Source organism: Bacillus sp. PSXD-155, from assembly GCF_049310765.1.
Taxonomy (GTDB): domain Bacteria; phylum Bacillota; class Bacilli; order Bacillales; family Bacillaceae_G; genus Bacillus_A; species Bacillus_A cereus.
In genome coordinates this window covers 107447-123688 of sequence record NZ_JBMOWC010000001.1, presented here as the reverse complement: position 1 = coordinate 123688, position 16242 = coordinate 107447, and the positions used below count along the sequence as shown (strand labels likewise).

The window sequence follows — 16242 nt, the reverse complement described above, 5'->3', positions numbered from 1 at the left end:
GTATTTACATACGATACATTTATCGTGTACATACGAAGGCAAGAGGTTAGCACTTTGTAAGGGGTGTGAAAATATGTTTAAATTTAATGATGAAAAAGGGCAATTAAAATGTTCTTTCTGTGGTAAAACACAAACGCAAGTTCGAAAGTTAGTGGCAGGTCCAGGTGTTTACATTTGTGACGAGTGTATCGAACTTTGTACTGAAATTGTACAAGAGGAGCTTGCGAAGGACGAAGAAGTAGAATTCAAAGATGTACCGAAACCGGTAGAAATTCGTGAAATCTTAGATGAGTATGTCATCGGGCAAGATAGCGCGAAAAAAGCACTAGCGGTAGCGGTATATAACCATTACAAACGCATTAATTCTAACAGCAAAATTGATGATGTAGAATTAGCGAAGAGTAATATCGCACTTATCGGGCCAACAGGTAGTGGTAAAACATTACTTGCACAAACGTTAGCGCGTATTCTAAATGTTCCATTTGCAATCGCGGACGCAACATCTTTAACAGAAGCTGGATATGTTGGGGAAGATGTAGAAAATATCTTACTAAAATTAATTCAAGCAGCTGATTATGATGTAGAGAAAGCGGAAAAAGGAATCATTTATATTGATGAGATTGATAAAGTGGCACGTAAGTCCGAAAATCCATCAATTACACGTGATGTATCTGGTGAAGGTGTGCAGCAGGCACTTCTGAAAATTTTAGAAGGTACTGTAGCAAGCGTTCCACCTCAAGGTGGTCGTAAGCATCCGCACCAAGAGTTTATTCAAATTGATACAACGAACATCTTATTCATTTGTGGTGGAGCGTTTGATGGCATTGAGCCGATTATTAAACGTCGCCTTGGTGAGAAAGTAATTGGATTTGGTTCTGAGAAGAAAAATGCTGATGTAAATGAGAAGCATGTTTTATCTCACGTATTACCAGAGGATCTTTTAAGATTTGGTTTAATTCCAGAGTTTATCGGTCGTCTTCCAGTTATTGCGAACCTAGAGCCACTTGATGAAGATGCTCTTGTTGATATTTTAACGAAACCGAAAAATGCACTTGTTAAGCAATTCCAAAAACTATTGGAGCTTGACGATGTTGAGTTAGAGTTTGAAGAAGGTGCACTAATCGAAATTGCGAAAAAAGCAATTGAACGTAAAACGGGTGCTCGTGGACTTCGTTCTATTATTGAAGGCTTAATGCTTGATGTAATGTTCGAACTTCCATCTCGTAAAGATATCGAGAAGTGTATTCTTACAAAAGAAACAGTAGCTGATAATGAACCGCCAAAATTGGTGTTACAAGACGGTACTGTACTTGATACAAAAACATCTGCATAATGCGAAAGGGAAACAGCAATTTTTATAATTGCTGTTTTTCTTTATGTTTAGCTACGTTCCTCCGCGGAAATACTAAGAGATAAAATATTGCGGGAGGAAATAAATAATGAGCTGGACAAATATATTTTTAGTTGTTCAACTTGTTTTTGGTGTAATTGTCGGATTATATTTCTGGCATTTACTTCGAAATCAACGAACACAAAAAGTTTCAATTGATCGAGAATCGAAAAAAGAATTAGAACAGCTTCGTAAAATGCGTGAGATTTCTTTAACAGAGCCGCTAGCAGAAAAGGTGCGTCCTACAACCTTTTTAGATATTGTAGGGCAAGAGGACGGGATTAAGTCCTTAAAAGCGGCTCTTTGTGGTCCGAATCCGCAACATGTAATCATATATGGCCCACCAGGTGTTGGGAAAACAGCGGCAGCACGTCTTGTATTAGAAGAAGCGAAACGAAATCCTAAATCTCCATTTCGTACGAATGCAACATTTATTGAACTTGATGCGACGACAGCTCGGTTTGATGAACGTGGTATCGCAGACCCTTTAATTGGTTCGGTGCATGATCCGATTTATCAAGGTGCTGGGGCGATGGGGCAAGCAGGTATTCCGCAACCGAAAAAAGGTGCTGTAACAGATGCGCATGGTGGTATTTTGTTTATTGATGAGATTGGCGAACTCCATCCGATTCAAATGAACAAAATGTTAAAGGTGTTAGAAGATCGAAAAGTATTTTTAGAAAGTGCGTACTATAGTGAAGAAAATACGATGATCCCAACATATATACATGATATTTTCCAAAAAGGCTTACCGGCAGATTTTCGCTTAGTTGGAGCAACGACACGTTCGCCAGAGGAAATTCCTCCTGCTATTCGGTCACGTTGCTTAGAAGTATTTTTCCGTGAATTAGATACGGAAGAGATTCAAAAAGTAGCGAAAAACGCCGCGGAAAAAGTGGAAATGCAAATAGGTGAAAATGGTATTGAAATGATTGGGATGTATGCAAGAAATGGACGAGAGGCGATTAATCTCGTACAAATTTCTGCTGGTATGGCGATAAATGAAGAACGTTCTTTTATTAAAGATGAAGATATAGAGTGGGTTGTTCACTCAAGTCAGCTTACGCCGAAATACGAAAAGCACATTTATCCGATTCCAAGGATTGGTCTTGTAAATGGTCTTGCTGTATACGGACCAAATACAGGTGCGTTATTAGAAATTGAAGTAACAGCAATTCCGGCGAAAGATAAAGGATCGGTAAATGTTACCGGAATTGTAGAAGAAGAAAGTATTGGTAGTCAAACGAAATCGATTCGCCGTAAAAGTATGGCAAAAGGCTCTGTTGATAATGTATTAACAGTACTTCGTTCTTTAGATGTGTTGCCAGAAGGATACGATATACATATTAATTTTCCAGGTGGTATCCCAATTGATGGACCTTCTGCAGGAATCGCTATGGCAACAGGTGTATATTCTGCGGTGCATCGCACATATGTAAATAATGAAGTAGCGATGACAGGTGAAATAAGTATACACGGAGAAGTAAAGCCTATTGGTGGCGTGTACGCAAAAATAAAAGCTGCGAAAAAAGCGGGAGCTAAGAAAGTCATTATTCCTGCTGAAAATATGCAACCATTTTTGTATACGATAAAGGGAATCGAAATTATTCCTGTCCGTAAATTAAAAGAAGTATTTGAGTTAACGTTTATGCAAGAAAATATGCATAGAGAGCTAGATGTACATACTAACGTAGACGAAACAGATGCACAATCTATGTAAAAATAAACAATAATAAAATTTGCCAGACTTCGTTTAAGTTTGTATGCTTAATCGGAGTCTTTTTTCTTTTCGTGAGGTAGAAAAACAAGCTATTTACAATTGCGAGGAATCTCAGCAATTGCATCTAGGTGTATTGTAATATAAAATAGTTGAACAGGAGTTTAATTTATTATGGAGGTGCTATGTCTAGTATGAATACGAACGAAAGAATCGTGCCCCTCCTACCATTAAGAGGCGTTCTCGTATATCCAACGATGGTTTTGCATCTTGATGTAGGACGTGATAAATCGATACAAGCACTAGAGCAGGCGGCAATGGATGAAAATATCATCTTTTTAGCAATGCAAAAAGAAATGAATATCGATGATCCGAAAGAAGATGACATATATAGTGTAGGTACAGTGGCGAAAGTAAAGCAAATGCTAAAATTGCCGAACGGTACGCTTCGTGTCCTTGTGGAAGGTTTACATAGAGCAGAAGTAATAGAGTTTATCGAAGAAGAAAATGTAGTACAAGTGTCTATTAAAACGGTAACTGAAGAAGTAGAAGATGATTTAGAAGAGAAAGCTCTTATGCGTACGTTACTGGAGCATTTCGAACAATATATTAAAGTTTCGAAAAAAGTTTCAAATGAAACATTTGCAACGGTAGCTGATGTAGAGGAACCAGGGAGATTAGCTGATTTAATTGCTTCTCACTTGCCGATTAAAACGAAGCAGAAACAAGAGATTCTAGAGATTGTATCTGTAAAAGAACGATTACATACACTTATTTCAATTATTCAAGATGAACAAGAGTTACTTAGCCTAGAAAAGAAAATTGGGCAACAAGTGAAACGTTCAATGGAGCGCACGCAAAAAGAATATTTCTTACGTGAGCAAATGAAGGCGATTCAAACTGAACTTGGCGACAAAGAAGGTAAGGGCGGAGAAGTAGAAGAACTTCGTGAAAAAATTGAACAGTCAGGAATGCCTGAAGAAACAATGAAGGCTGCGCTGAAAGAATTAGATCGTTATGAAAAGTTACCAGCAAGTTCTGCGGAGAGTGGTGTTATTCGCAATTATATTGATTGGTTATTAGCGCTTCCGTGGACAGAGGCAACAGAAGATATAATTGATCTTGCTCATTCGGAAGAGATTTTAAATAACGATCATTACGGTCTTGAAAAAGTGAAAGAGCGTGTACTTGAATATTTAGCTGTACAGAAGTTAACGAATTCATTAAAAGGACCTATCCTTTGTTTAGTAGGCCCTCCTGGGGTCGGAAAAACTTCGTTAGCGCGTTCAATTGCAACATCATTGAATCGTAACTTTGTCCGTGTATCTCTTGGTGGTGTGCGTGATGAATCTGAAATTCGTGGTCACCGCCGTACATATGTTGGAGCAATGCCAGGACGCATTATTCAAGGTATGAAAAAGGCGAAAACAGTTAATCCAGTCTTCTTATTAGATGAGATTGATAAAATGTCTAACGATTTCCGTGGAGATCCATCAGCAGCATTACTTGAAGTATTAGATCCAGAACAAAACCATAACTTCAGTGATCATTACATTGAAGAACCATATGATCTATCGAAAGTTATGTTTGTAGCAACTGCTAATACACTTTCAAGTATTCCAGGTCCATTACTTGACCGTATGGAAATCATTTCGATTGCTGGCTATACAGAACTTGAAAAAGTACACATTGCTCGTGAGCATTTATTGCCGAAACAATTAAAAGAGCATGGCTTACGAAAAGGTAATTTACAAGTACGTGATGAAGCGCTTCTTGAAATTATTCGTTATTATACACGTGAGGCTGGTGTTCGTACGCTAGAACGCCAAATTGCAAAAGTTTGCCGTAAAGTAGCGAAAATTATCGTTACAGCAGAACGTAAACGTATCGTTGTGACAGAGAAAAAGATTGTTGATTTACTTGGTAAACACATATTCCGTTATGGGCAAGCTGAAAAAACAGACCAAGTTGGTATGGCAACAGGTCTAGCTTACACAGCAGCAGGCGGCGATACACTTGCAATTGAAGTTTCTGTAGCGCCAGGAAAAGGGAAACTAATTTTAACAGGGAAACTTGGGGATGTTATGAAAGAATCAGCACAAGCTGCGTTTAGTTATATACGTTCTCGTGCAGAAGAGCTTCAGATTGATCCGAATTTCCATGAGAAAAATGATATTCATATTCATGTTCCAGAAGGAGCAGTTCCGAAAGATGGACCGTCAGCAGGTATTACGATGGCAACGGCACTTATTTCTGCACTAACAGGTATTCCTGTAAGTAAAGAAGTAGGTATGACAGGTGAAATTACACTTCGTGGTCGTGTATTACCAATTGGTGGCTTAAAAGAAAAAACATTAAGTGCTCACCGCGCAGGCTTAACAAAAATTATTTTGCCAGCAGAAAACGAGAAAGATTTAGATGATATTCCAGAGAGCGTAAAAGAAAACCTTACGTTTGTGCTTGCATCTCATTTAGATGAAGTATTGGAGCACGCATTAGTAGGAGTGAAACAATGAAAGTAACAAAAGCAGATATTGTAATTAGTGCTGTTAAACCAGAACAATATCCAGACAGTGATTTACCAGAAATTGCATTAGCAGGTCGTTCAAATGTCGGGAAGTCTTCCTTTATTAATAAAATTTTAAATCGTAAAAAGTTAGTGCGTATTTCTTCTAAACCAGGAAAAACACAAACGCTGAACTTTTTCTTGATCAATGAGATGATGCATTTTGTTGACGTTCCAGGTTATGGATATGCGAAAGTGTCTAAATCGGAGCGCGCGGCATGGGGGAAAATGATTGAAACGTACTTTACAACGCGTAAGCAATTAGACGCAGCTGTATTAGTAGTTGATTTACGTCACCAACCGACAAGTGATGACGTGATGATGTATGATTTCTTAAAGCATTATGAAATCCCAACAATTATTATTGCGACGAAAGCTGATAAAATCCCGAAAGGGAAATGGCAAAAGCATTTAAAAGTTGTAAAAGAAACGCTTGCTGTTGAAATTGGCGATGAAATCGTTCTATTCTCTTCTGAAACAGGACTTGGAAAAGAAGAAGCGTGGAAGGCAATTCATAAAATGACAAAAACAAAAAACGCGTGACGAATGTCGCGCGTTTTTTTCTTTATATAAGCTGTTAACGTACGTTTAATGTAACTTCAATATTACCTCGTGTTGCTTTAGAGTAAGGACATACACCGTGAGCCGCTTCTACAAGTTCTTGTGCTTCGCTATGTGAAACGCCAGCGACATGTACATCAAGCACGGCAGATAGGCCAAAACCACCATCTGTATCTTTTCCGATAGAAACGTGAGCGGTTACTTCTGTACTTCCTACTTTCATACGTTTTGTACGAATGACAAGTTGTAATGCACTATCGAAACAAGCTGCATAACCAGCTGCAAATAGTTGTTCTGGATTTGTTGCTTCTCCACCTGCACCACCTAGTGCTTTCGGCATTTTCACATCAAGATTTAATATGCCATCATCTGAAACTACTTTCCCATTTCTTCCACCTGTTGCTGTTACTGAAGCAGTATATAATTTATCCATATTTATTCCCCTTTTCCATCATTAATTGTTTTCATTGTTTCAATTAGTTTATTTAGTTGAATTAATAAAGAGCGATATTCTTGCTCTGTAATTCCTAAGTTTGTAGCCATTGTTGTCGGTAATGAACAAGCCTTTTCCTTTAAATTTTTACCTTTTTCTGTTAATTCAATACAAACTTTTCGCTCGTCTTCTTTGGAACGAACACGTTTTACAAGTGTTAATGATTCCATTCGTTTTAACATAGGTGTTAACGTACCGGAATCTAAAAATAGACGTTCTCCAATTTCTTTTACTGTTAGTCCATCTTGCTCCCATAGTACGAGTAAAGTAATGTACTGGGGATACGTAATACCCATCTCTTCTAAATAAGGTCGATAAAAACGAGTAACCTCTCTAGAACAGGCATAAATAGAAAAACAAAGTTGGTTATCTAGATGCAAAGAGTCCTCTGTCATACATAACTCCCTTCTTATTAAGTTGTGCACAATTTAATTTTGTAAAATAAATATAACGAAAAAGAAATAAAATGTCAAATACATTGTATTGAGAAAGTGTTTGCTACATTTTGGAACAATCATACATATTTTCCTTCATGATGAAAGAAGATAGGAAAGATGATGTTATAATTTATATGGAATAGTTTCCATCACTTGATTATGAGGACTTTTTTTGGTAACGTACAAATAGAGTTATTAATTTATAATCATTATAAAGTAGAAGTTTTTTTATTAGTTTGCTGAATCTCCTTTATTACATACGGAGAATAATTAAAAAATAATCGGTTGTTCACACGATTGTCAGATTCATAAGAGGAAAGTTGTATTATGATAGTAGATAAAGTGATAAAACGGGTGAAGGGGGACATGCTGCGTGCATATTCTTGTTGTTAGTGTAAATTATCGAACAGCCCCTGTAGAATTTCGTGAGAAACTCACATTTCAGGCAGCAGAGCTAGAGCGAGCGATGACTACATTACAAAATCAAAAGAGCGTGTTAGAGAATGTCATTGTATCAACTTGTAATCGCACTGAGATTTATGCTGTTGTCGATCAATTACACACGGGACGGTATTATATTAAGAAATTTTTAGCTGATTGGTTTCAGCTTGAAATAGAAGAAGTCGCACCATATTTAACTATTTTTGAACAAGATGGTGCAATAGACCATTTATTCCGCGTAACGTGCGGTTTAGATTCTATGGTAGTGGGAGAAACACAGATTTTAGGCCAAATAAAAGATAGCTTTTTAGAAGCACAACAAGTTAAAGCAACAGGCACAATTTTTAATGAATTGTTTAAGCAAGTCATTACATTAGCAAAACGTGCCCACTCAGAAACAACAATTGGTGAAAGTGCGATGTCTGTTAGTTATGCTGCTGTTGAGCTTGGAAAGAAAATATTTGGCGAGTTAACAGATTGTCATGTGCTTATTCTTGGTGCTGGTAAAATGGGCGAACTTGCACTACAAAACTTATATGGAAGTGGTGCTCGTAAAGTAACAGTTATGAATAGGACGCTTTCGAAAGCAGAAGTAATGGCTGAGAAATATATGGGACATGCAAAATCGTTAAGCGAATTACAATGTGCATTATTAGAAGCAGATATTTTAATTAGTTCAACTGGTGCATCAGAGTATGTCATTACGAAAGAGATGATGACAAAGGTGGAGAAAATGCGCTCTGGTCGTCCTTTATTTATGGTTGATATTGCAGTACCACGTGATATTGATCCAGCGATTGATGAGTTAGAAGGTTCTTTCTTATATGACATTGATGATCTGCAAGGAGTAGTGGAAGCAAATCGTGCTGAGCGTTTGAAAGAAGCGGAGAAAATTCAATTTATGATTGAAGAGGAAATTGTTCTATTTAAAACGTGGTTAAGTACACTTGGTGTTGTTCCGTTAATAGCAGCTCTTCGTGATAAGGCACTTGCAATCCAAAGTGAAACGATGGTAAGCCTAGAGCGAAAAATACCAAACCTTAGTGATCGTGAGAAAAAAGTTATTAGTAAGCATACGAAAAGTATTATTAATCAATTATTAAAAGACCCAATTTTAGTAGCAAAAGAAATAGCTGCTGAAGAGGGAGCGAGCGAAAAACTAGCGTTATTTGCAAAGATTTTTGATTTAGAAACGGAAGAAGTAGAGAGTCGTGCGGAAGAAGTAGAACATAAAAGAGTGTGGACACCATCCGTTCCATCTTTATAATTTGGAAGGATGATCGGATGAGTTTTTTAAATAACAGTATTATTTATCATATTGCAATTATTTTATATGCTTGTAGCATTAGTTTATATTTTATAGATTATTTCCAAAGTAACCGAAAGGCGAACCGATTTGCTTTTTGGTTACTTTCGATTGTATGGGTATTGCAGTCTATTTTTATGTTGCTTAGGGCGACAGATTCAGAAACGAATCCCATTTTAACTTTATTATCAGGGATTTATTTTTATGTTTGGTTATTGATTACGATGTCGTTAGTCATAAATCGATTTATGCGCGTTGACTTTTTAGTCTTCTTTACAAATGTTGTTGCATTTGGCGTAAGCGCTTTTTCTATTTTTACACCGCTCGGAAAGATGTCGCCAGTACTTGCAGAGCAATTAGTTTCAGAACTTGTATACGTGCATGTTGGAATGGCGATTATTTCTTATGCAACGTTTACGGTATCGTTTATTTTTTCTATTATGTATTTACTGCAATATCGCCTATTAAAAAAGAAAAAGTGGAATGCGAGATTAAGAAGGTTAGGTAATTTACCGAAGCTTGAATCTACGTCTTACGGATTAAATTTATTTTCTGTTCCATTTTTCTTACTAGCAATTTTATTGGGGTGTATATGGGGATATACAAAATTGGACAATTTCCATTGGTATGATACGAAAGTAATCGGATCTTTTGTCGTTCTATTTGTGTATTGCACAGGTTTATATTTACGAGCGGCAGATGTGTTGCAAGGTAAGAAAATTGTACAGTGGAATATCGGATCGTTTCTCGTAATGCTAGTAAACATTTTTCTATTAAGCAGTTTATCCAATTTCCACTTTTGGTATTTATAATGAGGAGAGAGAATTATGCGCAAAATTATTGTAGGGTCACGAAAGAGTAAACTAGCATTAACGCAAACAAACTGGTTTATTGATCAGTTAAAAGCGCTAGGTCTACCATATGAATTTGAAGTGAAAGAAATTGTCACAAAAGGTGATGTTATTTTAGATGTTACTCTTTCAAAAGTAGGCGGAAAAGGCTTGTTCGTTAAAGAAATTGAGCATGCGTTACTTACGAAAGAAATCGATATGGCTGTACATAGTATGAAAGATATGCCGGCCGTACTTCCAGAAGGTTTAATGATTGGCTGTACACCAAAGCGTGTTGACCCTCGGGATGCTTTTATCTCAAAAAATGGAGCATCGTTTAAAGAGTTAGCGGAAGGTGCTATTTTAGGTACGAGTAGTTTAAGACGTAGTGCACAGCTACTCGCTGCGAGACCAGATTTACAAGTGAAGTGGATTCGCGGGAATATCGATACACGTTTACGTAAATTAAAAGAAGAAGATTACGATGCGATTATTTTAGCGACAGCTGGATTACAAAGAATGGGCTGGGATGATGAAGTTATTACAGAACATTTAGATGAAACGTTATGTGTACCTGCTGTAGGACAAGGTGCATTAGCGATTGAATGTCGTGAGGATGATAAGGATTTATTGCAATTGTTAGCGCATATTAATGATGCGATAACAGAAAGAACAGTGGCAGCGGAGCGAGTATTTCTTCATAAACTTGAAGGTGGATGCCAAGTTCCAATCGCTGGATATGCAACCCTTACAGAAAACGATGCAATCGAATTAACAGCTCTTGTCGGCTCTATGGATGGCTCTGTTTTATTAAAAGAGACAGTAGTGGGTACTAATCCTGAAGAAGTAGGATTAGAGGCCGCGGACCGTTTAATTAAACAAGGCGCCAAAGAACTCATTCTTGCTGCAAATAAGGAGCAACAATAAATATGAACGCTCTCGCTGGAAAAACGGTATTGATTACACGTGCCCAGCATCAAGCGAAACAAATGAGTGTAGCAGTGAAAGAAAAGAGCGGAATTCCATTGGAAATTCCGCTTTTGCGTATGGAAGGTATGTCTCATAGGCAAATTCAACATATTGAAGAGCAGCTACATTCATACGACTGGGTTATTTTTACGAGCAGAAATGGTGTAGCTTTTTTTCTAGATAGTTTAAAAAAGAAACTACCACTAACCATTAAAATCGCTGCGGTAGGTGTGAAAACAAAATTAGAGTTAGAAAAAAGGGGCTATCAAGTTCATTTTGTCCCGAATTCATTTGTTGCAGAAGCATTTGCCGAAGAGTTTCTAAAAGAATTAAATGGAAACGAACGTATTTTATTTCCAAAAGGCAATTTAGCAAGAGATGTAATACCAGTTAAACTGCGTGAAATTGGTGTTTCTCTAGATGAGTTGATCGTATACGGTACGAAAGTGAATGTAGAAAAAAAGCAAGAGCTTATAGCAGCGTTGAAGTTAGGAGAAGTAGACATTATTACATTTACGAGTCCTTCAACTGTTACTAGTTTTGTTCGTTTACTTGAGGGTGCAAACTGGAGAGAATGGACAAAAAAATGTACAATTGCTTGTATAGGACCTATTACGGAAAAAGAGGCAAGTCGTTATTTTCCGTCTGTTATTGTGCCGAAAGAGTACACTGTAGAAGCATTACTACAATGTGTTTGTGAATCTATAAAATGAAAGAATGGGGATAGAAATCTATGAACTCTTTACAATTTAATCGTCATCGTCGTTTAAGACAAAGCGGGGGCATGCGTGCGCTTGTGCGTGAAACGTTTTTACATACGGAAGATTTTATTTACCCTATTTTTGTATTAGAAGGTGAAAATGTTCGTAATGAAGTTCCTTCTATGCCAGGCGTATATCAAATTTCTTTAGATTTATTGCAAGCTGAAATGCAAGAAGTTGTTGATTTAGGTATTCGTTCTGTTATTGTATTTGGTTTACCTGCTGAAAAGGATGAAGTTGGATCATCAGCATATTGTGATCATGGAATTGTACAACGTGCTATTCAGCAAATTAAAGGTGATTTCCCTGAGCTAGTAGTAGTCGCAGACACATGTTTATGTCAATTTACAAGCCATGGTCATTGCGGTGTAATTGAAGATGGTATTATTTTAAATGACGAGTCTCTTGCAGTTCTTGCGAAAACAGCTGTAAGTCAAGCGAAAGCAGGAGCGGACATTATTGCGCCATCAAACATGATGGACGGCTTCGTAACAGCAATTCGCCATGCATTAGACGAAAATGGTTTTGGACACGTGCCAGTTATGTCGTACGCTGTGAAATATTCATCAGCATTTTATGGACCATTCCGTGATGCTGCGCACGGTGCACCGCAATTTGGTGACCGTAAAACATATCAAATGGATCCGGCAAACCGTATGGAAGCATTCCGTGAAGCAGAATCAGATGTAATGGAAGGTGCAGATTTCTTAATCGTAAAACCAGCTCTTTCTTACTTAGATATCGTTCGTGATGTGAAAAATAACTTTAATTTACCAGTTGTCGCTTATAATGTAAGTGGTGAATATTCGATGATTAAAGCGGCAGCGCAAAATGGCTGGATTAATGAAAAAGAAGTTGTTCTTGAAAAATTAATTAGTATGAAACGTGCAGGAGCAGACTTAATTATTACGTATCATGCGAAAGATGCAGCAAAATGGTTACAAGAAGGAGGCGCTAAATAATGAAAAAGTTTGATAAATCGATTGCGGCGTTTGAAGAGGCACAAGACTTAATGCCTGGTGGCGTAAATAGCCCGGTTCGTGCTTTTAAATCTGTTGGGATGAATCCGTTGTTTATGGAGCGTGGAAAAGGCTCTAAAGTATATGATATTGATGGGAATGAATACATCGACTACGTATTATCATGGGGGCCTTTAATTCATGGTCATGCAAATGATCGTGTTGTAGAAGCGTTAAAATCTGTTGCTGAAAGAGGTACAAGCTTCGGTGCACCAACAGAAATTGAAAATAAATTAGCAAAACTTGTTATTGAGCGCGTGCCATCAATTGAGATTGTGCGTATGGTTAACTCTGGAACGGAAGCAACAATGAGTGCACTACGTTTAGCTCGTGGTTATACAGGTCGTAATAAAATCTTGAAATTTATTGGTTGTTACCACGGTCATGGTGATTCGCTATTAATTAAAGCTGGTTCTGGTGTGGCGACTTTAGGTTTACCAGATAGTCCTGGTGTACCAGAAGGTGTAGCGAAAAATACGATTACAGTAGCTTATAACGATTTAGAAAGCGTAAAATACGCGTTTGAACAATTCGGTGATGATATTGCTTGTGTAATTGTAGAACCAGTAGCAGGAAATATGGGGGTTGTTCCTCCGCAGCCTGGATTTTTAGAAGGTCTTCGTGAAGTAACAGAACAAAACGGTGCATTGCTTATTTTTGATGAAGTAATGACAGGGTTCCGAGTAGCTTATAATTGTGGCCAAGGTTATTATGGCGTAACACCTGATTTAACATGCTTAGGTAAAGTAATCGGTGGTGGTTTACCAGTAGGAGCATACGGTGGTAAAGCAGAAATTATGCGCCAAGTTGCACCAAGCGGACCGATTTACCAAGCTGGTACTTTATCAGGTAATCCACTTGCAATGGCAGCAGGTTATGAAACGTTAGTACAGTTAACGCCAGAATCATATGTAGAATTTGAGCGTAAAGCTGAAATGTTGGAAGCTGGATTACGTAAAGCAGCTGAAAAACATGGCATTCCACATCGTATTAACCGTGCAGGTTCTATGATTGGTATTTTCTTTACAGATGAGCCCGTTATTAATTACGATGCAGCAAAATCTTCAAACTTAGAATTCTTTGCGGCTTACTATCGTGAAATGGTAGAACAAGGTGTATTCTTACCGCCATCTCAATTCGAAGGTTTATTCTTATCGACAGCACATAGTGACGCAGATATTGAGGCGACGATTGCAGCAGCTGAAATTGCAATGTCAAAATTAAAATAATGTATTAGAGAAAAATCGCTCTCCATAAGGGGAGCGATTTTTTTTTATTCATAAAGTAAGCTTTCCCTACATAAATCTGTAATGACATATAGTTTGGGAGGGGGAAAAGAAGTGGCTGCAGATCATTCGTTACGATTTTCATTAAAAGAATCTGTTTGGTTCCAAAAGGGACAGGAAGTCGATGAACTTTTGTCAATTTCGTTAGATCCAGACGTTGAGATAGAAGAGCTTGATCATGAAGTAATCGTGAGAGGGCAATTAGATTTAACGGGAGAGTATGTTGCACGAAAAGATGATTCGGCGTATTCATTAAGAGAACTATCGCCAGCAAAGTCAATTGATTATGTAGAAACAAGGGAAGATGGGGTTAATGAACTTGTTCATTCCTTTCCGCTTGAAATATCAATTCCGAGAAATCGAGTGAAAGTAATTGAAGAGCTATATGTATCAATTGAGGAATTTGATTATGAATTAAAGGAAAATGGTTGCTTACAATTATTAGCGGATATATCTATTACCGGTTTGTGTGATGAAGAGAGAAACGAGGATGAAGCTGAAGAGGAAGAAACGGTGTATGCCGAGTTAGAAGAAGATTCAGCGCAAGAGGATGAAAATAGACCGGCGCCGCATGTAGAAGAACCAGCATATAAGGAATCAGATGAGTGGGAAGATTACGCATTTGAACCGTTCCAATTAGAGGAAAGAAAAGAGCAGGAATTAGAAGAAGAGAAGATAGAGGAACATGAATTTGTGGAGCGTGAAGAGGAGCAAGAAACAACGCCGCAATTTGAATTGTTTGGGCGAAAAGATTTCAAGAAAGAAAAAGCGAAAAAGCAGGAAGAACAAGAAGAAGAGTACTCACAGCGAGATGAAAATGCGCTTTATTTAACAAAACTATTTACGAAAGAACCGGAAGAAGAATTTACAAAGTTAAGAATGTATTTCGTGCAAGAAGGGGATACAATTGAATCTATTGCAGAACGTTATGAAACGTCTGTGCAAAATGTGTGCCGTGTCAATCAAACAGAAGATATATTTTTAAATACGGGGCAAATTATTTATATTCCCGTTTCAAGGGTAAAGGCGAAATAAGGAAGTGAGTGTTTTCACTCGCTTCTTTTCTTAGAGGCTATGTTTTGAATAGAAAGGGTTATTCGTATGGATATTGAATTACGAAATCACTATGAACCTATCGTGAGGCAATATAGATTGGATACGCAGCATATGGAAGAGCACGGAAGCGTAATGAAAATTTATACGAATCAAGGTCCATATGCACTCAAGAAAATAGAAGGCAGAAAGTTAGAGCGGAATAATTTTCTGCATCATATTCAATATTTGAAGGAGAAAGGTTTTTCAAATTATGTACCTATATACCACGCGACGGATGGAAATTATATTTTAAGTGACGGGACGTATAATTATTATTTAATGCCTTGGTTAGAACGTGCAGAAGGAAACGGCGAGGATAATGATCAATACCATAAAATGTTTCAGACACTTGGAACGTTGCATCAAAAAACTGTGAAGGAAGAAACATATACGGAAGAAGATTTAGAAAAACATTATACAACTATATCCGATCGCTGGGAAAATGATGGTGAGATGTTAGAAGAGTTTCTCGTAGAATCTGAATCAAAATGGTATATGTCCCCGTTTGAATTACAATATTGTACGTACTATCATCATGTAATGAGAGCGCGTGAATTTGCAACGAAGCAATTAAATGAGTGGAACGATGCGATGAAAGAAAAAGAGAAAACACGTATTACTTTTGTGCATGGTAACGTGTCACTTAATCATTTTTTATTTGACTATGAGCGAAATGGCTATTTTATTAGTTTGGAAAAATCGAAGTTTGCAACGCCTGTGCAAGATATAGTAGGTTTTTATTCACGGTCTTTAAACACATATCCAATCGCAAGAAGTGATCGGTTTGAATGGTTTCAAATGTATCAAAAAAATTTCCCTTTTACGAAAGAAGAGCAACTACTTATGTTTGCGTATATGACGTATCCATCGCAATTTATTCGGCAAATCCAGTCTTATAAGAAAAGAAGAGATAATCGCAACGAGGAAAATGAACTGCGCGGAGTAAAGAGTTTGCAACAATCGCATTGGCTCGTTAGCAATATAGAATATTTCCTGTCACAATTACAAGCTGCCCAGCAAGGGAACGGGTAAAGTAAAACTTTAATCAGCGGGTGGCTCCAACCTAACTTCTTTGTTTTAGCTGAATTTTGAGGTGGGGTCTTATTGCCCGCAAATAGCGGGATAAAGAAGATAAGTAGAGAATGCTACTTATCTTCTTTATATTCACCCGAAAAGTCATAGTTTTAAATTTATCTTGACGAATAAGGTTTCGTTTTTTACACTATTGTATATAATAATTAACAATCATATAAATGCCTTGAAGGGGAAGAGTATAACATGAAACGTCTTCAGAGAGGAGAATCAGTAGCTGGGAGATTCTCTAGATAGTTATGTTAGAAGGTAGCCCTGGAGCATCTTTTCTGAACAGAA

General features: G+C 37.4%; 14 protein-coding genes and 1 other annotated feature (1 of these 15 running past the window's edge). Of the genes, 12 read left to right on the top strand and 2 right to left on the bottom strand.

Going from position 1 to position 16242, the window contains the following annotated elements:
• Positions 1 to 73: 73 nt before the first annotated feature.
• The 4 genes from clpX (at position 74) to ysxC (ending at position 6216) form a co-directional block, all read left to right on the top strand.
• A complete protein-coding gene (gene clpX / locus ACO6VI_RS00590) occupies positions 74 to 1333 on the top strand; it encodes an ATP-dependent protease ATP-binding subunit ClpX (protein WP_000472289.1) in 1260 nt (419 codons plus the stop codon).
• A gap of 106 nt (positions 1334 to 1439) precedes the next feature.
• Positions 1440 to 3110, top strand: a complete 1671-nt coding sequence (gene lonB, locus ACO6VI_RS00585; RefSeq protein ID WP_000119173.1) for an ATP-dependent protease LonB — start codon at positions 1440 to 1442, stop codon at positions 3108 to 3110.
• A 182-nt stretch (positions 3111 to 3292) separates the two neighbouring features.
• Entirely contained in the window at positions 3293 to 5623 is a 2331-nt protein-coding gene (gene lon / locus ACO6VI_RS00580) for an endopeptidase La (protein WP_000097288.1), read from the top strand.
• Positions 5620 to 6216 carry a ribosome biogenesis GTP-binding protein YsxC gene (gene ysxC / locus ACO6VI_RS00575; RefSeq protein ID WP_000869118.1) on the top strand — a complete coding sequence of 199 codons (597 nt, stop codon included), beginning with the start codon at positions 5620 to 5622 and terminating at the stop codon, positions 6214 to 6216. The genes lon and ysxC overlap by 4 nt, the downstream gene beginning before the upstream one ends.
• A 34-nt stretch (positions 6217 to 6250) precedes the next feature.
• Here the strand turns inward: ysxC and ACO6VI_RS00570 are convergent, their stop codons facing one another.
• Positions 6251 to 6667 (bottom strand): organic hydroperoxide resistance protein, encoded by a 417-nt coding sequence (locus ACO6VI_RS00570; protein ID WP_161520055.1) that lies wholly within the window; start codon positions 6665 to 6667, stop codon positions 6251 to 6253.
• Positions 6668 to 6669: 2 nt separating this feature from the next.
• Positions 6670 to 7122 carry a MarR family winged helix-turn-helix transcriptional regulator gene (locus ACO6VI_RS00565; protein WP_078993650.1) on the bottom strand — a complete coding sequence of 151 codons (453 nt, stop codon included), beginning with the start codon at positions 7120 to 7122 and terminating at the stop codon, positions 6670 to 6672.
• A 415-nt stretch (positions 7123 to 7537) separates the two neighbouring features.
• Between ACO6VI_RS00565 and hemA the strand changes: the two genes are divergently transcribed.
• From hemA to ysxE, 8 genes are all read left to right on the top strand, one after another.
• Positions 7538 to 8872, top strand: coding sequence for a glutamyl-tRNA reductase (gene hemA, locus ACO6VI_RS00560; RefSeq protein WP_000547865.1), 1335 nt, complete (start codon positions 7538 to 7540; stop codon positions 8870 to 8872).
• 17 nt (positions 8873 to 8889) lie between these two features.
• On the top strand, positions 8890 to 9723 hold the full coding sequence (locus tag ACO6VI_RS00555; protein ID WP_000009005.1) for a cytochrome c biogenesis protein: 834 nt from the start codon (positions 8890 to 8892) through the stop codon (positions 9721 to 9723).
• Between the two features lie 15 nt (positions 9724 to 9738).
• Positions 9739 to 10668: a hydroxymethylbilane synthase gene (gene hemC / locus ACO6VI_RS00550; protein ID WP_016080168.1), complete on the top strand. Its 930-nt coding sequence runs from the start codon at positions 9739 to 9741 to the stop codon at positions 10666 to 10668.
• 2 nt (positions 10669 to 10670) lie between these two features.
• Positions 10671 to 11423: a uroporphyrinogen-III synthase gene (hemD, locus tag ACO6VI_RS00545; RefSeq protein ID WP_053563601.1), complete on the top strand. Its 753-nt coding sequence runs from the start codon at positions 10671 to 10673 to the stop codon at positions 11421 to 11423.
• A 20-nt stretch (positions 11424 to 11443) separates the two neighbouring features.
• Positions 11444 to 12433: a porphobilinogen synthase gene (hemB, locus tag ACO6VI_RS00540; protein ID WP_001087056.1), complete on the top strand. Its 990-nt coding sequence runs from the start codon at positions 11444 to 11446 to the stop codon at positions 12431 to 12433.
• A complete protein-coding gene (gene hemL, locus ACO6VI_RS00535) occupies positions 12433 to 13719 on the top strand; it encodes a glutamate-1-semialdehyde 2,1-aminomutase (protein ID WP_000712946.1) in 1287 nt (428 codons plus the stop codon). The genes hemB and hemL overlap by 1 nt, the downstream gene beginning before the upstream one ends.
• A gap of 81 nt (positions 13720 to 13800) precedes the next feature.
• Positions 13801 to 14811 (top strand): stage VI sporulation protein D, encoded by a 1011-nt coding sequence (spoVID, locus tag ACO6VI_RS00530; protein ID WP_003271973.1) that lies wholly within the window; start codon positions 13801 to 13803, stop codon positions 14809 to 14811.
• Positions 14812 to 14877: 66 nt separating this feature from the next.
• Positions 14878 to 15903 (top strand): spore coat protein YsxE, encoded by a 1026-nt coding sequence (gene ysxE / locus ACO6VI_RS00525; protein WP_000350660.1) that lies wholly within the window; start codon positions 14878 to 14880, stop codon positions 15901 to 15903.
• Between the two features lie 217 nt (positions 15904 to 16120).
• Positions 16121 to 16242 (top strand) — a binding site (T-box leader) (it continues 110 nt past the right edge of the window).